9 protein-coding genes are annotated in these 16,772 nt (G+C 69.8%); 3 read left to right on the forward strand and 6 right to left on the reverse strand.

Annotated elements, in window-relative coordinates; all coding sequences use genetic code 11:
- The first annotated feature begins 92 nt into the window (after positions 1-92).
- Positions 93-1,139, forward strand: coding sequence for a beta family protein (locus ACFY15_RS20045; RefSeq protein ID WP_390825858.1), 1,047 nt, complete (start codon positions 93-95; stop codon positions 1,137-1,139).
- A 1-nt stretch (position 1,140) separates the two neighbouring features.
- Here ACFY15_RS20045 and ACFY15_RS20050 read toward each other — a convergent pair whose 3' ends face one another.
- The 3 genes from ACFY15_RS20050 to ACFY15_RS20060 all read right to left on the reverse strand — a co-directional run bounded on the left by ACFY15_RS20050 (position 1,141) and on the right by ACFY15_RS20060 (position 5,955).
- The gene (locus ACFY15_RS20050; RefSeq protein ID WP_390825859.1) at positions 1,141-5,010 is read right to left on the reverse strand and encodes an AAA domain-containing protein; all 3,870 of its coding nucleotides are present in this window, start codon (positions 5,008-5,010) and stop codon (positions 1,141-1,143) included.
- Positions 5,007-5,414, reverse strand: a complete 408-nt coding sequence (locus ACFY15_RS20055) for a hypothetical protein (protein WP_390825860.1) — start codon at positions 5,412-5,414, stop codon at positions 5,007-5,009. The genes ACFY15_RS20050 and ACFY15_RS20055 overlap by 4 nt, the downstream gene beginning before the upstream one ends.
- Positions 5,415-5,514: 100 nt before the next feature.
- Positions 5,515-5,955 carry an ATP-binding protein gene (locus ACFY15_RS20060; protein ID WP_390825861.1) on the reverse strand — a complete coding sequence of 147 codons (441 nt, stop codon included), beginning with the start codon at positions 5,953-5,955 and terminating at the stop codon, positions 5,515-5,517.
- Positions 5,956-6,103: 148 nt separating this feature from the next.
- Here ACFY15_RS20060 and ACFY15_RS20065 point away from each other — a divergent pair, with 148 nt between their 5' ends.
- On the forward strand, positions 6,104-6,952 hold the full coding sequence (locus tag ACFY15_RS20065) for a helix-turn-helix domain-containing protein (protein ID WP_390825862.1): 849 nt from the start codon (positions 6,104-6,106) through the stop codon (positions 6,950-6,952).
- Positions 6,949-7,230 carry a DUF397 domain-containing protein gene (locus tag ACFY15_RS20070; protein WP_390825863.1) on the forward strand — a complete coding sequence of 94 codons (282 nt, stop codon included), beginning with the start codon at positions 6,949-6,951 and terminating at the stop codon, positions 7,228-7,230. The genes ACFY15_RS20065 and ACFY15_RS20070 overlap by 4 nt, the downstream gene beginning before the upstream one ends.
- Positions 7,231-7,291: 61 nt before the next feature.
- On the opposite strand, the gene ACFY15_RS20075 is transcribed toward ACFY15_RS20070, so the two are convergent.
- The 3 genes from ACFY15_RS20075 to ACFY15_RS20085 all read right to left on the reverse strand — a co-directional run bounded on the left by ACFY15_RS20075 (position 7,292) and on the right by ACFY15_RS20085 (position 16,754).
- Positions 7,292-12,448 (reverse strand): class I SAM-dependent DNA methyltransferase, encoded by a 5,157-nt coding sequence (locus ACFY15_RS20075; RefSeq protein WP_390825864.1) that lies wholly within the window; start codon positions 12,446-12,448, stop codon positions 7,292-7,294.
- Between the two features lie 13 nt (positions 12,449-12,461).
- The gene (locus ACFY15_RS20080) at positions 12,462-15,422 is read right to left on the reverse strand and encodes a DEAD/DEAH box helicase (RefSeq protein WP_390825865.1); all 2,961 of its coding nucleotides are present in this window, start codon (positions 15,420-15,422) and stop codon (positions 12,462-12,464) included.
- A 66-nt stretch (positions 15,423-15,488) separates the two neighbouring features.
- Positions 15,489-16,754: a protein kinase gene (locus tag ACFY15_RS20085; RefSeq protein WP_390825866.1), complete on the reverse strand. Its 1,266-nt coding sequence runs from the start codon at positions 16,752-16,754 to the stop codon at positions 15,489-15,491.
- Positions 16,755-16,772: the final 18 nt, after the last annotated feature.

Genomic DNA, 16,772 nt, shown 5'->3' on the forward strand with positions numbered 1-16,772 from the left:
GGGCTGAAAAGGCGTCATTCCGCGAAATGGCCACGCAACTGATGCTGAAGAGCGAGGCAAGAGGACACGGGCTGAGCCAAGGGGGAGCCGCCATGTCCGGACCGCTGTACGTTCCCGTCCTGCCGACCCGCCCGCACGCCGCCGCGGCTTACGAGCAGCTGAGTCCGGCCATTCAGGCGGCCGTCATGCCGCTCTGGAACCTCCCTCCGCGACCGGGGCTGCCCGAGGAGCTGCTCATCGCACACACGCGGCGCGAGGCGCACGCTGCGAGCAGGGTTCAGCGCCACCGACCGGGCTGGCTCGACGCCCCGTTCGCCGGCGAGACACAACTGGCCGTCCTCGCCGACGTGATGTCAGATCTGGGTGAACTGAGTCCGCTGCGCCCGGTCACTGGCCCCGGTCGCCCCGAGTTCCAGCAGACCGCGGCGCTGGAGACGGCCCGGCGCAGCGGGAGCGGCGTCGGCATACGCGTCACGCTCGCGGGCGAGTGGGACGACGACTCCGCCCAGACCGTCCGTGACCTGCTCGCCCGCGCGGATCCGGCCGTCGAGACGGACCTCCTCCTCGACCTGGGGGCGGTCCGCGCGGACCGGCCGGACGCCGGGAAGGAGGCGCTGCGCGCGCTGGACGCATTGATGCCGCTGGCGCCGTGGCGAACCGCCGCAGCCTTGAGCGGCGGCTTCCCCGAGGTGACCGCGGACATGCTGGAGCAGGGGCTGCGCCCCGAACCCCGCGCGGACTGGCACGTCTGGCGCGAGCTGACCGCCGGCGACCGCGTTTACGTCCCCTGGCTCAGCTACGGCGACTACGGCATCCAGCCCGCCCGGATGATCGGTCGCGAGCCGTCGTCCGGACGAGGCGGCCCGGCATGGGGAGTGCTCCGCTACACCACCGAGGAGTCCTTTGTCCTCGCCAAGGTGCTGGCCCGGGGGGAGGACCGGACCGCAGTCAACCGGGCCGCAGCCCGGCAGCTCCTCGAACTGCCGGACTTCCGGGGTGCGACGGCCAGCGCGGGTGAGAGCTGGCTGCGGGATTGCGGGCGCGGCCACGGCTCGGCCGGCACCGGGAACGCCGCGGTCTGGCTCCGTGTCGGCAACGTCCAGCACATGACGTACGTCGTCCGGAGCCTGGGGGCGTGACTCAGGCGAACAGCGGCTCCAGCGCCGAGTCGCCGGCCAGAATCCGCCATGCCGGGATCCGGACCGTCCGTGTCACCGGCCCGGCCTTCGCCCCGGAACCGCCGGACGGCAGGCCCGTCAGCAGGTCGCCGCGCGCGTGGTGCAGCCGCAGATGGCGCGCCGGGTCCTGGTCGTGCTGGGGGCCGGGGTCGATCATGACCGCCGTGTTCGCCCCGTCCACCGTGAACAGCAGGTCCACGGTGTGCCCACCGACCACGGCCGCCCGCTCCAGATCGGTGATGCCGCATGCGCCCAGGTACTCCTGGAGCCGGTCGGCCAGCTCTTCACGGAACCCGGAGACCGAGTTCGCCCTGGCGGCCGGGTCCTGGTCGGCGTACGTCCCCGCACGCAGCACCGCCGACCGCTCCGCGAGCAGCGCGGGGAGTCCCGCCTGCCCCTGCCAGAACGCGTGACTGCCGACGGTGATCAGCTGAGACTTCGCCCGGGTGACGGCGACATTCCACAGGTTGACCTGACTCGCCACCCAGTGCGTCGTACGGGGCGGAGTGTTGCCGGTGGCCACCGGGCTCAGAACCATGACGTCGCGCTGTCCGCCCTGGAAGGCGTGCACGGTGCCCACCCGAACCCGGTCGTCGTCCGCCCAGACCCGGGCCAGTACCTCCTTCTGTGCCCGGAAGGGTGTCACCACCCCGACGGTGGCATGCTCGGGCAGCCGCGCCAGCAGCTCGTCCACCGTGTCCCGTACCCGCTCCGCCTCAGCCGCGTTCCGCCAGGACTGGCCACCGCCGCCGCGCGCGGACTCGCCGTGCGGCACGTCCACCCAGCCCAGCACCGGCGCCGGATCGGCCGTGCCGAAAGGATCGGCCGCCGGGACCTGGCTCCGTACGTCGGTGAGCACCTGCAACTGGCCCGCATAGCAGTAGCCGTTGACGATGTCCGCGATCGCCGGATGGCAGCGGTAGTGCTCGTCGAGCAGCAACGCCGCCTCACCGTGCTGTGCGGCCGCGTGGTACGAGGCGTACACGTGGTAGGCGAGCCGGTGGTCCTCCAGCTGCGCCGCGCTCAGCCCGGCCCGCACGCGTGCCTGCCGTTCCTGCTGTGCTGTGATCCCGGGAATGTGCCCGAGCTGCATGGGGTCGCCGATGATCAGCGCCCGCTTGGCCCGGAACAGCAGGGGGAGGACCGACGGAATCGAGCACTGGCTCGCCTCGTCGATCACCACGAGGTCGAAGAGTTTGGGGACGAGTTCCAGCTGGCGTACCGAGTGGGTGCTGATGGCCCACCCCCTGAGGTGCGCCATCAGATTGCGCTGACTCTTCTGGAAGCCCGAGCGCTGGCGCAGTGCCTGGAGCCGCTGGCCCATGAGCGACCGGCCTCGGACCATGGCCTCGGCCGCCACGGCCCGGGCGAGCTCACCCGACGTCTCCGACAGTCCGGCCGCGCTCTCCAGCCGGGCTCGCTTCAACTCTTCCTCGTCCCGGCCGAGGAGCTGAGGTACGAGCTCCCGCAGCGTGCTTTCCACGGACACGGCCTCCGCCAGGGCGAGGAGGAGCTCGGGCCGAGCCGGCCGCGACGAGGCCCAGGACGGCCAGGCGTCGGCCGGAGCCGCACCGGACGCGGCAACGAACGCGGAAAGGGCCCGCCCTCTGCGCCACCGGCCGAGGGTGAACCATCCGGCACCGGCGGCTTTCCGGGCCCGCTCCTCCCAACGCGCGAGCGCTGTGACCTCGCTGTCGGCCCATGCTGCTGCCAGCAGCTCCACCGGCAGTCCGAGCTCTTCCGCCTGCCGGGCACGCTGCCGCAGCAGCTCCAGCAGGCGCATCTCGTCACCGACCAGCCGCGCCGCCTCCGTCCGGTGCGCGGCCGACCGGGAGTGCCGGTTGCGCAGCTCGCCCGCCACGGTCGCCGCCCCCCGCCCCGGGGCCTCGATGGGCTGGGCGAGCAGCCGTTCCAGTTTTGCGGCCTCGCGCTCCAGCGCCGCCGCGTTTCCGGTCCGCATGAGCAGCCCCGGCGAGATCGCGTCACACCGCTCGGCCACGACGTTCACGGCCTCGTTGTTCGTGGACGCGACCAGCACGGACTGGCCGGCGGCGACAGCCGTCGCGACCACGGCGGTCACCACCTCGCTCTTCCCGGTACCGGGTGGCCCGGTGGCGACGGTCAGCGGGCGGGTCATCGCCGACGAGATCACCAGCTCCTGGCTCTCGTTGCAGGGCCCCGGGGCGACGACGAAGGGCGTTTCGCGGCTCGTGTCCCCGTCGCCGCCGCCCGTCAGGAGCGCGTCCAGCGCGGTGCCGGGAATCTGCCCGGTCCGCGTGGAGATCTGGAACAGGTTGTCCACGAGGGCCTCGGTCGCGACCCGCTCCACGCCCGAGGGCGCGAGGAGGACGGCGGCGTTGTGCGCACCGGGCCGCAGCGAGTCCATCACGGAGCGCTCACTGAGCGCCGACAGGTCGAGGGGCTCCAACTCCGGTACGCCGAGCTCCGTCAGGAGTTCCCGCACGGCCTTCACCATCTGCGCGCCGTTGCCCTCCTGCCAGGTCGGCTGCCACCGGGCGAGGAGGTCGGCGGCTGCGTCGTCGTCCAGCAGTTCCGTGATCAGGCCCGTGTGCAGGGAGGGCACCCCGCTCGGGCGGAGCCTGTCGCGGCCGTCCTCGTCGGGAGCGAGCTCCATCGACTGGATCAGCAACGGCGCGATCCGTACCGCGGTCCGCCGCCGGGCGTCTCCGCCGCGCTCGGGGAGGGTGATGGCCGGATAGCCGTACCAGTACTCCTGCAGCCCCGCGCCATCCGCCTGGGCACCCCTGCTCTTCGGTTTCGGCAGCTGGGAGGGCGCGGGCAGGGCGGCGCCGAGCCCGGACTGGATCGTCTCGGACCCCTGACCCAGCAGGAAGTACGCCGAGCTCCGCCCGCTGTCCCGGTCCGGCAGCATGCCCGACGCGGCCTGCGCGCCGAGGCAGTGCACGTAGTAGCGCAGCAGCCGCTGCCAGTCGACACCGTCGCGGGCATCGAGCCCGGCCAGGGCACGGGCCTTCAGCAGTGCGGGGGAGGTCTGGGCGGCCTGGTCGGCGGCGTCGCGGGGCGGGGCGGGGAGGTTCACGGATCGCGCCACGGAGCGGGCGAGCGGCAGGGAGTTCGTCGCCCGGATCGTGGACTTGGTCGGCCGCTGCTCCTGGGGCACGCCGTTGCGCACCATCTGCGAGGTCAGGTACTCGAACAGGTCGTCCGGAGTGATCCAGCCGCTGTCCTTGATCCGCCCGGACCGCAGCCCTTCCACGATCTCGCCGGTGAACCGGGAGGTGCCGAGGGTGGACCCTGCCGGTGCCATGGCGGAAGCGGTCTGGAGGGCGTCGGACGCGGTGATGAAGTACACGCCGGTCGGCCGCAACAGGGTGCTGGGCGCGGGCCGATCGTTCGAGTCGGCCGCGCCTTTGGCGGTCCATCCCTGGACGACCGAGCCGCTGGAGCAGCAGTCCAGCAGCACGACCTTCGAGGAGGCCCGGCAGGACTGGAGCATCCGTTCCAGGAACTCGGCGGGCACGGCGGTGCCCGGCAGGTCGTCCGGGTCGGCGTCCCGGGTGAGGAAGTACAGCTGGCCGTCGGCCTCGCAGAACTCCCCGTGCCCGCTGAAGTAGAGCAGGGCGGTCTCGCTGGGCTGCCGAGCCTCCAGGAACTCCTCGATGGCGTGCAGCATCTCGGCGCGCGTCGGTTCGGGGACCATCGCGCAGTCGTTGTACATACCGATCTCGGTGCTTTCCAGTACCGCCTGCATGTAGTGCAGGTCGGCCCGGACGGGCGGCAGATCGTGGTAGCGGTCGCTGTCGTACGTGGATACGCCGATCAGCATGGCGTACCGGTCGTTGTCACTCACTCCGCGGCCGGTCCGTCCTCGTGGCTGACCTCCGAGCCACCGGAAAGGAACCGCTCGATCTGCTCGTCGTCGGCCCGGGCCTGCTTGCCGGAGATGCTCAGCGTGGCCCCGTCGGGCCGGGTGACGACGATGGTGCGCTGGGGCACGCGGGCCAGCCAGATCTGGATACCGGCGGCGACCATGGAACCGCCGCTGAACACCAGCCCGATCAGATCCGCGACCGGCCCGCCCTTGAGGGAGTTGTCGGTTGCGGTTGCCTGTGGACTGGGGATGTCGAGGGCGGCCTGCGGATCGGTCTCGGCGATGGCGGCGAGCAGCTCGCGTGCTTCGCGCCGGGCGCGGAGCGGGTCCTCGTCGACGATGGAGATGCGGTAGCCGGCCGGGCCCGCGTGGATGGCGCTCACGTTCACTGTCCCCCTTGATTGCCCGTGCGGCGGACACACGGACCGACGAGCCTATCGGGGGTTGGGTGTGAAGATCCCGCGCATAGCCGAAACCCGCTGGTCAATGGCGTGAAACGCACAGCTCCGCCCACACCGTCTTACCGGGAGCGTTGGTGCGCGGTGAGATCGCCCAACGGTTCGCGAGCCGGGCCACGACCAGCAGCCCGCGCCCCGACTCGGCGTCACCGGGCGGCTCGCGGTGGGAGAGCAGGGGCAGGCGCTCGGTGCGGGTGTCGGTGACTTCGATGCGCAGGGTTTCGGCGGTGCCGGTCAGGCGGAGGTGGAAGTCCCGTCCGGGGACGTGGCCGTGGCGCACGGCGTTGGCGGTGAGCTCGGCGGCGATCAGCGTCAGGGTCTCGTTGGCGGGGGAGGTGTAGGGGTGGCCCCAGGTGTCGAGCCGGTGGGAGACGAGTCGACGGGCGAGGCGGGCACCGCGGGGTGAGGAGGTGAAGTGCATCGAGAACTCAAGGGCGTCTGGTGCGGGGGAAGTTTCGCTGTTCACGGGGTACACGCTTCCGCCACGCCCTTACCGTGGGAAGAGACGGTGCGCTTACAGCGGGTAGCGGTAGGCGACCGGTCTGCGGGTGTAGGCGGGGCGGAGCGTGACGGCGGACGCGGAGCGGCGTTGGCCGATGGAGGTGATGCCGGGCATGAGCGAACCGACGCAATCAGCTGATGAAAACCAAGGACCTGAGCCTGACTCAGGGGCTGGGGTGCTGCGGGCCTTCGGCCGCCAGCTCAAACGCTTCCGCGTGCGGGCCGGCATGGAACGGCCCGAGTTCGGCGAACGGCTGGGCTACTCGGTCTCCACCATCGCCGCGTACGAACAGGGGCGCAGGGTTCCGCCGCCGGAGGTCATCGACCAGGCGGATGAGCTGCTGGACGCGGGCGGTGTCCTGAAGGAGATGAAGGAGGAGGTCGAGCGGGCACAGTTCCCGGCGTTCTTCCGCGACGCGGCGAGGTTGGAAACCCAGGCGGTCGAGCTGCATGTGTACGCGACGAAGGCCGTGCCTGGTCTTCTACAGACGGAGGAGTACGCTCGCGCGGTGTTCGCCATGTGGCGCCCGCTGCTGCCGGACGAGACCGTTGAGCAACGTGTGGCAGCGCGTCTTGCCCGGCAGGAGATCTTCGTACACGTGCCTCTGCCGACGATCAGCTTCATCATCGAGGAGTCGGTCCTGCGGCGTCCCCTGGGTGGTCGGAGTGCGATGCGCGGGCAGCTCGAACAGATCAAGCTGGTCGGCCTGCGCCGTAACGTCGAAATCCAGGTGATGCCCATTGACGTGGAGGAGCATGCTGGCCTTGAAGGCCCGTTCACCTTGATCGAGACACGCGACGGGCGGAGGATCGCCTACGTGGAGGGGTACAAGGACAGCCGTCTGCACACCGACCGCAAGGCGGTTCGGGAGTTGGAGGAGCAGTACGGCATCCTCAGGGCCCAGGCGCTTACTCCGCGCGCATCGCTGATCTTCGTCGAGAAGTTGCTGGGAGACTCATGAATGCCGAACAGTCCGCCGGAACCGTCGCTCAGTTGGCGTGGTTCAAGAGCAGTTACAGCACCGGCTCTGGTGGTGAGTGCGTCGAGGTTGCCATGGCGTGGCGGAAGTCAAGCCACAGCGCTGGGGACGGCGGCCAATGCCTTGAGGTGGCCGCATGCCCCCACGCCATCCATGTCCGTGACTCCAAGGACACAACCCGTCTGGGCCTCATGTTCGCTGCGTCCGCGTGGACCGCGTTCGTCGGTTTCGCGCTCGGTAGGACTCACCCGGAGCGGTAAAAGGTCTGCCTCGGACACATCATTGTCCGAGGTAGACCCTTGCCCTACGAGCTACGCCAGTTCACGCCTCGCCGCTGGCTTGCGCCTCTACCTCTTCGCGCGACGGAGGTACCCACCGGCCAGCGGCGATCTCCGCATCCAGCCGCGCCTGGAAGTGCGCATGCGCGGCCCGCATCTCAGCCTCGCGATCGGCCTTGTAGAAGGGGGCGACGTAGCCGGCTGGGGGCGGGGTGTTGCCGGGGTCGGCGAGGTGCGCTTCGAAGTCCAGCCAGTCCTGCTTGGTCTGGCCGTGTCCGTATGTGTTGAAGTTTTCGGCGATCTTGCGGCCGTTGGCGTCGAACCAGGTCTTCGCCTCGTAGTCGTTCAGCTGCGGGTACCGGGACTTGAAGATCGCGGCGAGCTGGTCGGCTGTGATACCGAGCCACACGGATACGAGGGCGTCGAGCTCGACGAGCGCGGCCCTGCGCTCATACTCCGTGCGGAGCGGTGTGCTGTACGCCCAGGTGGGAGTGAGACTGGTGGCAAGAGGCTTCAGGCGCGGCCAGTTGGGGTTGGCCCAGTCCTCGTAGCCCGCCCAGCGGGGGTCAAAGAGTTCTGCCCAGAGCAGGGCGTAGTGGGTGGTGAGGGCGTTAAGTCGGAGGGTACGGAGGAGCAGGGCGGAGGCCAGTGGGTGCGTGGGGTCGGGGGCGGGCATCTTGCGGGCCTCGGTGAACTGGAGGTCCCCGCGGCCAGTGATACGCAGCAGATAGTCGAGGGGTAGAGAAGCCCAGAAGCCCGCGTTGAGAGTCGTCAGGCGCCCGTCGGCCAGGGATGCCGTCTGCACTGTGTGGACATGGGCCGGGCCGGGCGGAAGCAGGGCGGCGTGGAGGCTGCGGCTGGTGTTGAAGGGGATCATCCTTCGCCAGGCCAGCCGAAAATGCGATGTGGAGGGCTTTCCAAGCCAGGAGTCCTGGGCCGCTAGGTAGGTCGCCTCGTCCGTGGCCCGCACATAGTTGCTCACGGGGACGTGCGCCTCTGGAAGTTCCGTCGGCGCGATCGCCTCCCAGTGTCTTTGGTTGAGGCAGGGAATCATCGGCTCATTTGCCAACGGCAGGGCGTACGAAATGTGCGGTCCTTGAAGGATGACGTCTGAGAGTTCGAGGACGGCCTGGTTGCCCCAGCGGATCAGCCCGTCCTTCTTGGCGCCGGTTTCGTGGTATCCGCTTGAGACCATTGGGTTGTAATCGGCCAAGGTGTTGCCGTAGGCAGCAAGTGCCTCGATTGCCCCTTGCTCGCCAACGAGGACGGGGTACAGCAACGGAGTCTGTGCCGATCCACCCGTCGATCCCGTCAGGGCATGCCAACTGGTCAGCAAAGCCATGTCCACCTGCACGACGCGCTCGCGGTGCGGCCGGATGTCCCACGAGCCGTTGTGCTTGATTCCCGGCGCGGCGCCTCGTCCGTCGTGGATCAGCGAGTCGGGCAGCGCCTCGGCGTCGCGCAGCTGGCTGACATGCAGGAAGTTGGGCTCCTGCGACCTGCCATAGATGTGCATCGCGAATTCCTGTGAACGGGAAAGATCTTCGAAGGCCCAGTTCGCCGAGTTGACGAAATGTGCGTGCACCCGGAGATGGCGATAACTGGCGGCCCGGATGGCACCCTCGCGTACGCCGCCGAAGTGCGTGTCCGGGTGAATCATGCCTGCGCTGCCGTGCATTGCGATGTGCTGCCATACCTGAGCCATGAAGGCACGGTAGAGATCGCCCTGGGTACCAATCAGGAGCGGATACATGATCGGGCTACCCAGTGTCGCGACGGCCCCCGCATGGGCCGCCAGTTCGGAGAGGACGAAGCCCGTGCCGTCCGCACGCGTGCCCAGCACGTCTTGCTTGCGCAGGCGCCACTCCGCCGCGCTCGGATCTTCCGCCATCACAAACCAAGGTTCCAGCTCAGCCAGAACCAGGTCCTCACGCCACTGTGGCCTAACCCACGGGGGGTTGCCTACCTGCAAGTCGAATCCGCCCTGAGCAAAGACCTGGGCGTACTCTAGATCCCAGTGGAAGAATCCCTGCGCCTTGGCTACGTCCTTTGCAACCGCCGTCCATGGGAACCGGCTCTCCAGCCACTGGAAGCGGTCCATGCCCATCCACTCGGGCAGGTCGTTTTCGTACCGCTCAAGTGAGTCGAGCGAGTCGAACGACGCGACAAGCGACTTCTCAGGCACGTCATGCGTGCCGAGCAGGGCCTCCGCGAAGTCCAGCCAGTCTTCGAGCTGCGCGAGCGGGATTACGTCGCGGCGCTGCTCGGTGAAGGCCTGCTCCCCCTTGCGAGTGCCCTTCCTGCGCTTGTCGATGTCGCCGCGCTTGACCTCCTTGACCGTGACGTTGCCGAGGAGGTCGATCTCCTCGTACGTACGGATCACTGCATTTGCATCAGCGGTCTCGGACCCCTGCGCGGCTACGCTCTCGGCGCGCGCGTAGCGACCGTTAGAGCCATCAAGAAGCCCCACCTCCTGCACCGGCCAGAACCACAGCGCGCACCACGTGTCCATGACTTGCTTCAGCCGCCAGTACGGGGTGTCCACCGCCACCAGGTCCCCCAGGACCTTCTCCCTCGGTACCGCTTCCTTCGGTGAGCGCAGCCAGTCTTCGTTCGCCTCCCACACGTCGATGCGGCGGGAGATCTCCCGCTCGGAGATCGTCAGCCGCTGCACTACCAGGTCCCACAGGTACTCGGCACGCCGGGCCAAGCCCTGGAGTCGGGCAGTCTGCTTCGCAGTTGGGGACTTCGTGATCGCCTTGCGCCAGGCGGCCAGCGCCTTCGCTGCCTCCGGCGCGAGCGCCTTCGCTTCCTTCTCGGCCGCCACCGCGCCCCACTCCTTCGCCGGAAGGAGGAAGTGGTGCACCGCGCCCTCGGGCAGCGGCGTCCCCGACAGCGCGTCCACCAGCGGATAGCGCTCCGGGGTCGTGCCCAGCCAGCCGCCCTTCTTCAGGCGCTCCGCCGGGTACACCTCGCGCCGGCCGCCGATGAGCGAGTTGCCGCGGCGCAGGTGCAGGCCGAACCAGGGGGCCTCCATGCCCGGGTGCATGGTGTTGAGCCACAGTGAGACCTCGGCCAGCTCGACCGCCGTCTCGTTGAGGTCCACGCCGTACGAATTGTGCAGCGCGATGTACGCCTTGGCCTTCTGGAGCTCGACCGCGTACTGCTCCGTGTCGATGGCCCGGCCCAGTTCCTGCTGCCTGCGGCGCAGGTACTCGGCCGCGACTTGGTTGATCGCCTCGTTGAGGAACGCGCCCGAGCCGAGGGCCGGCTCGCAGATCTTCCAGTCCAGCAGCTCCCGCGCCTCGGTGATGGTGCCGTCCTGGTCCAGGCGGTGCTGGAGCGCCAGCTGGACGGTGACCTTCGTCAGCGATTCCGGGGTGTAGTACGACGCCGAGGTCTGCCGGTCGCGGCCCGAGAGGCGGTACACGAAGGAACCCGGGTCGTACCGCACCCGCAGTTCCTCGCCGGTGTCCTTGTGCTGCCGCTTGACGAAAACCGAGTCCGGATACTCCTCGGTCTTCGACTTCGGCACCAGCCAGGAGCCGTCCTTGGGGTCGCCGCCCTTGGCGACCTCGTACAGCTCCTCGCCCGCGATGAAGCCGGTGTACGACATCAGGCCCTCGTACACCGCGCCCAGCTGGTTGATGCCCAGCTGTGCGTACGAGATGAAGCCGCCGCGCTCGCCCTTCTTGCCCTTGGTGAGCATGAGCTTGTGCAGGACCGCGTACAGCGTGGCGTTGCGCAGTCGGGTGTCGAGGTAGCGGACGGACTCGCCCCGGGCGAGGGCCTCGTCGGCGTCGTGGCGCGGGTCGGGGACGGTGTCCGCGCCGATCAGCTGGATCGACTCGCGCTCGAAGAGCTTGGAGTGCAGGGGCTCGAAGCGCAGACCGAGGTCCTCGCTGGTCTTCGCCTCGACGGCCTCGGCCTCGGCCGCCGCCCCGTGCGTGCGACGCGGCCGGTAGCCGTCCTGGACCTTGCGGAACAGCAGGTCCAGGGACTCGTACAGGTAGAAGCCCTTGCGGGACTTCTCGTCGATGAGGTCCCGCTCGGCCACGAGTTCGCCGAGGCGCCCGAGGCCGTAGCCCAGCTGGTACTCGGGATAGTCGGACGGCAGGATCCCCAGCTCCGGGCGGGCCTCCGCGTACAGCAGGAACAGGATGCGGTACAGGTAGCGCAGCGATTCGCGGGTCAGCTGCTTTCCGAGCTCGGGGAGTTCGCCGATGTCCTGCGGTTGCACGCCCTGCTCGCGCAGGCGCTCCAGCACCTCGTTGGCGATCAGCTCGACGCTCGTGCGCAGGCCGTCGCGGAGTTCGCTGGAGACGCCCACCGCGTGCTTGGTGGACTTGCCGACGAGCTCGGCGAGCGGGTTCTCACCGCCCTCCTCCGGTGTGCGCAGCGAGTCCGCGCCGAACAGCGCCGCGATCGTGTCGAGTTCACCGCCCGCACGGCTGTCGTTGCGCTGTAGGGCGGTGTCGAGAGAGACCGCCAGGTACCGGCCCTCGCCCCAGACGGCGCGGTCGGCCAGGACGATGACTCCGCCGACGAGCAGCAGGACGTAGCGTGGCGCGTCCTCGCAGGCGAACAGGAACGAGGCCAGCTTCGAACCGGTGGCCAGGGTGTGCGAGCCGTCGAGGGGCACCGGGTCCAGGAGCCGGCCCGGGCCTTCGGGGTCCAGGGCCGCGTCGGGCTCGGCCGCCCAGCCGCAGTTGATCGCGACCAGGCCCTTCTCGGCGTGCGCGACCGGGATCTCGTAGGTCTGGCGGGCCCGTTCCACGGTGATGGTGCGCGGCTTGGCGTCGTAGCCGAGGGAGCGCAGCACGTCGGAGTTCAGGGCCAGCACCCGCTCCCGCCAGGCGGGGGCGGCGTACGTCACCGAGTCGTCCTCGGTGTCGGGCGCGGAGGTGGTGCCGTCGGCGTCCTCGGGGAGGGCGAAGAAGGACCGTGCCCGGAAGTAGTCGCGGCGCAGGGCGCGCAGTCCCGCGCGCGGAGTGACGGGGAGCGCGATGCTCTTCGGCTCCCGCACCGCGCCCAGTTCGTCAGGGGCCGTTTCCTGTGCCGCGTCTGCCGGCGGCCTGGCGGCCTCCTCCCGCTCCTTCCAGGTCTGGAGCAGGCCCGACTTGAGGTCCTTGGGCAGTACCTCGGCGAGGTAGTGCGCGGAGAAGTAGTCGCCGCGGTTGACGAGGGAGTCGTACGTCATGACAGGGCTCTTCTCACAGTGCGGCGGGCGCGGCGGACGGGGACGCGGGCGCAGCGGGTGGGGCGTCGGGGTCGGGAAGCAGGACCGCGAGGACGCGCAGCATGGGGCGCTGTCCGGTGGTCAGCAGGTCGTCGGCGAGGTCGGTGAGCCGCTTCTTGGTGTGTTCGCCGGCGAGAGTGGGCTGTTCCCACTCGCCGAGCCGCTCCTTGTGGAGCGCGATCGACTCACGCAGCGGCCGGTCCCAGGCGTCGCGGTGCTCCTCCATGAAGGATTCGGCGGCGCTCAGCACGTCGGGGATGGCGGCCTTCAGCGGGGCGGGGTCGCGGTAGCGGAGCTTGTTCGCCATGGTGGGGCCCACGCCAGAGCTGCGCAGCAGGGACACCATGTCCGCGTTCACGGTCCCGCTCCTGGTGACGCCCATCCACTTCACGACGGTGGGCCTGCCGAGGCTGTTCGAGTACACCCCCTGCACGAGGAACGTGGGCTCCGCGACGCCTGCGGTGATCATCGGAGCTTCCTGGCGGCCGAGCCGGACCAGCACCTTGTCGGTGAGCCACTCGACCACCGGATGCAGATCGGTCAGCAGCGAGATCTCCGGCCAGCTCGACATGGAGTCCGCCTCGCGGGCCCGCTGGAGCGAATGCTGGGCGAGCCGCCGGTTGAAGGTGACGAGCAGGCGCTCGCGCAGCCCCTGCTCCCGCAGGTAGTCCACGGGCAGGGCCTTGAGCCGGTGGAGGAGGTCGGCGGGGGGCTTGAACGACAACAGCCCCGACTGGTCGTCACGGTCGAGGTCCAGCCGATCACGGGCATCCGGGTACACCTCGCGGAGCGCCTCGTCGAGGAAGTGGGCGGTGGAGTCGAAGAGGCGGGGGAGCACGGCGCTGCTCGCGCCCATGCCGCTCGCGGGCGCTTCCGGAGCGGGAGTCTCCGAGGAGTCCTCCGCGGCAGCGTCCGCGGCTTCTGCCGGATGCTCTCCGACCGAGCCGAAGAAGTCCGCGAGGAAGTCGTCCATCACGGCTGCATCCGCGTCGGCCCCGGACTGCCGGGCGTCCAGCGACTCGTCCACGGTCTTGCCGCGCAGCAGGTCCTGGATCAGGGACTTCTCCTCGGCCTCCGCCCGGTAGAGCCCGCTGACGGCCTCGGCGGTGCCGAGCGCGCGGTACGCCTGGTCCTCGCGCTCCAGCAGGCGTTCGGAGACGAGGGTGTCGTCCTTGGCGCCTTCGACCTCGCTGGTCAGGATCAGGGCACGGAACTGCGGCTGGTGGGCCTGCCCGTAGCGGTCGATGCGGCCGTTGCGCTGCTCGATGCGGATCAGCGACCACGGGACGTCGTAGTGGACGAGCTGATGGCACTGGCGGTGCAGGTTGACGCCCTCGGACGCCACATCGCCGGTCAGCAGGATGCGTACCGGAGCGCCGGCGAGTCCGAACTTCTCCACGACGTCCATCTGCTGTTCGTCGGAGAGGCCGCCGTGCATGACCTGGGTGCAGCCCTGCGCGGTGCGGCCCCGGAAGCCGAGGGCGGCGGGGAGGACGGTGGCAAGCCATTCCAGGGTCTGGACGCGCTCGGAGAAGACGACGACGCGGGTATCGGAGGAGGGGCCGACACCGATGCTCTTCAGCTGCTCGACCAGCGCGCCGAACTTCGCCGAATCCGCCTCGGTCATGTCCGCGGACAGCTCCGTCAGGCGGTGCAGGGCGGACAGCTCCGCCGCTGTGCTCCGGGGGTCGTCCTTCTTCTCCAGGGTCTTGATGCGGGCGGCGACGGTGGCCCTGAAGGCCGCGTGGGAGGACAGGAAGGACTTCAGGAGCGTGTACGGGAAGAGCGGCACCGAGCTCACGGAGGTGCCGCCGTCGTTCGGCAGCCAGACCGCCGCGAGCTCCTCGAAGATCTTCTCCTCGGCGGGGGTGGCCGGGCAGTGCACCGCCTCGGACGGGCCGCGGTCCGCCCACTGCCCCTTCATCTGCTCGCGGACCTCGGTGCTGACCTTCGTACGGCGGATGAAGAGGTGCTCGATGTCCTCGGCCCGGTAGTTCTCGGGGTCGCGGATCGCCGCGGGGTCCAGGAGGCCGATGAGCTCGGCGAAGGACTTCGCGTCACCGTTGTGCGGGGTGGCGGAGGCGAGGATGAGGGCGTCGGTGCGGGGGGCCAGGGTCTGGGCGAGCTGGTTGCGGAGCGAGCCGCGGTTGATCAGGTTGTGTGACTCGTCGATGACGACCGCGTCCCAGCGGATCTGCTCCAGGTGGTGCCGGTACTGGTCGGTGTTCTTGAGGGTGTCGATGGAGACGATCACGCGCTTGAAGAAGGTGAACGGGTTACGGCCGGCCGGGATCTCCCGCTGGATCCGCTCGATGCCCACCGAGTCCAGCCGCACCAGCGGAATCGCGAACCTCGTCCACAGCTCGTGCTGGAACTGCTCCAGCACGTGCTGGGGGGTGACGACGAGGATCCGCTCCCCCCGGCCGCGACGGATCAGCTCGGCGAGGGTGAGGCCGATCTCCAGGGTCTTGCCCAGGCCCACCACATCAGCGATGAGGAGGCGCGGGCGCAGATTGGCACCCGAGAGGGCGAGCTCGGCGGGCCGACGCTGGTAGGGCAGCGGATCCAGCAGGAAGGAGTCCGCGAGGGCCAGCCGGCGCTCCGACTGGGGCAGCGCCGTACGACGCAGGACGGCTTCCAGGAACAGACGGGAGCGGCGGTAGTTCGGGGAGTCGTCCGCGATCAGCCGGGTGTCCCGCGGATCGATCAGCTCGATCGTGTCCAGACGCGTGAAGAACACGGCCTCCTGGTCGCGGACGAAGTCGGACACACCGACCACTTCCACGCGGGCGCCGTCCGCCGTGGTCAGTACGGAGCTCTTGACCAGCCACACCTCGTCGCGGACGAGGACCTGAGCGCCGGCCGGGAACTGCTCATGCCCCGCCTCAGCCGACAGGTCACCGTTCTGCTCGGAGCTGGTCTGGACGACGGTCACCCGTGGCCTCCTGTGGCGTTTCGTGGCGGATGGGGCAGGCCCTCCAGTATCGCGGGTTCGCGCCCGTCAGAAGGTCGCGGATGCCGCATAGGCCTCGCGCAGACGCTGGGCGGTGATCCGGGCCTGGGCGGAGTGGCGGGGGCGTCCGCCACGGGCCCTGGCCGGGGGGCCGGACACCGGGAGGGGAGACGGGGCCTGGCCCGCGTCGGCGGTCGGCGCTGAGGGCGGCTTCTGCGCCGGACCCATGGCGCCGGCGGCCTCGGGCTGGGGCTCGGGGTGGTCGACGAGTGTGGGGGTCCGGTCGGGGCCGGTAGGAGGCAGTACGCGGGTCGTTTCGGTACCGGTCCCGGTCGTGGGCGGTTCCGCGGTCGCCCCGGCCTCCGGCTCTCCGGCGGGGGAGAAGGGAACGGTCGGTGCCTCGGCCGGGGGGAGCAGGCTGTCCAGCAGCTGCGTGGGCGCAGCCGTGTGACTCGTCAGGCGGCGTCGGGCCTGGGCGACCTTGAAGCCCTGCGCCTCGATGACGGCGCGGCACTGCTTCACCACGTCGTCGAGGGCGGGCCGGTCCTGGGCCTGGTGCGCCAGCATGGCCGTCAGCAAGGGCACGAGCTCGTCCGGCACCCCCGACAGGTCGGGGGTTTTCGCGGGGTCGGTGACCTGGTGGAACAGGACGTGGATGTTGGCCGCCTGGTAGGGGAGGTGGCCGGAGGCGGCGAACAGCAGCACGGCGCCGAGCGCGTACACGTCGACGGCCGGCGTCAGCGGCTTCTCACCATTGGCCTGCTCCGGCGGCATGCAGGACGGGGTGCCGACGACGGTGTTGGGTGCGGTCAGGGACACGCTCGACTCGGCGAAGACCGCGAGTCCGAAGTCGATGATCTTCGGGCCGTTGGGGCCCAGGAGCACATTGGCGGGCTTGAGGTCGCGGTGCAGCAGACCCTGCTTGTGCACGGTCGCGAGTGCCTCGGCGAGAGTCGCCCCGAGCGAGGCCGTGAGCAGGGAGGGGAGCGGTCCGTGGCTCGCCACGTGCCGGCTCAGGTCGAGTCCCTCGATGTACTCGGTGGCCAGCCACGGGCGGTCGGCTTCCGGGTCGGCGTCCAGGAGCGCTGCGATCCGGGCACCCCAGATCGTCTTGAGGATCTCCACTTCCTGGGCGAAGCGCTGCCGTGTCTCGGAATCCACGACGGAAGGCTTGATCACCTTGACTGCGGCGGGCTCACCGCCCGGGGACTCTCCCAGATACACCTGCCCCATCCCGCCGTGCCCGATGCGGCCGAGCAGCTCGTAGCCGCCCAGCTCGGTGGGGTCGTGTGGGCTGAGAGGTGCGATCTGCACGAGCTGCCTTTCCACTCG

This window comes from Streptomyces sp. NPDC001373 (genome assembly GCF_042895815.1).
Taxonomy (GTDB): Bacteria; Actinomycetota; Actinomycetes; order Streptomycetales; family Streptomycetaceae; genus Streptomyces.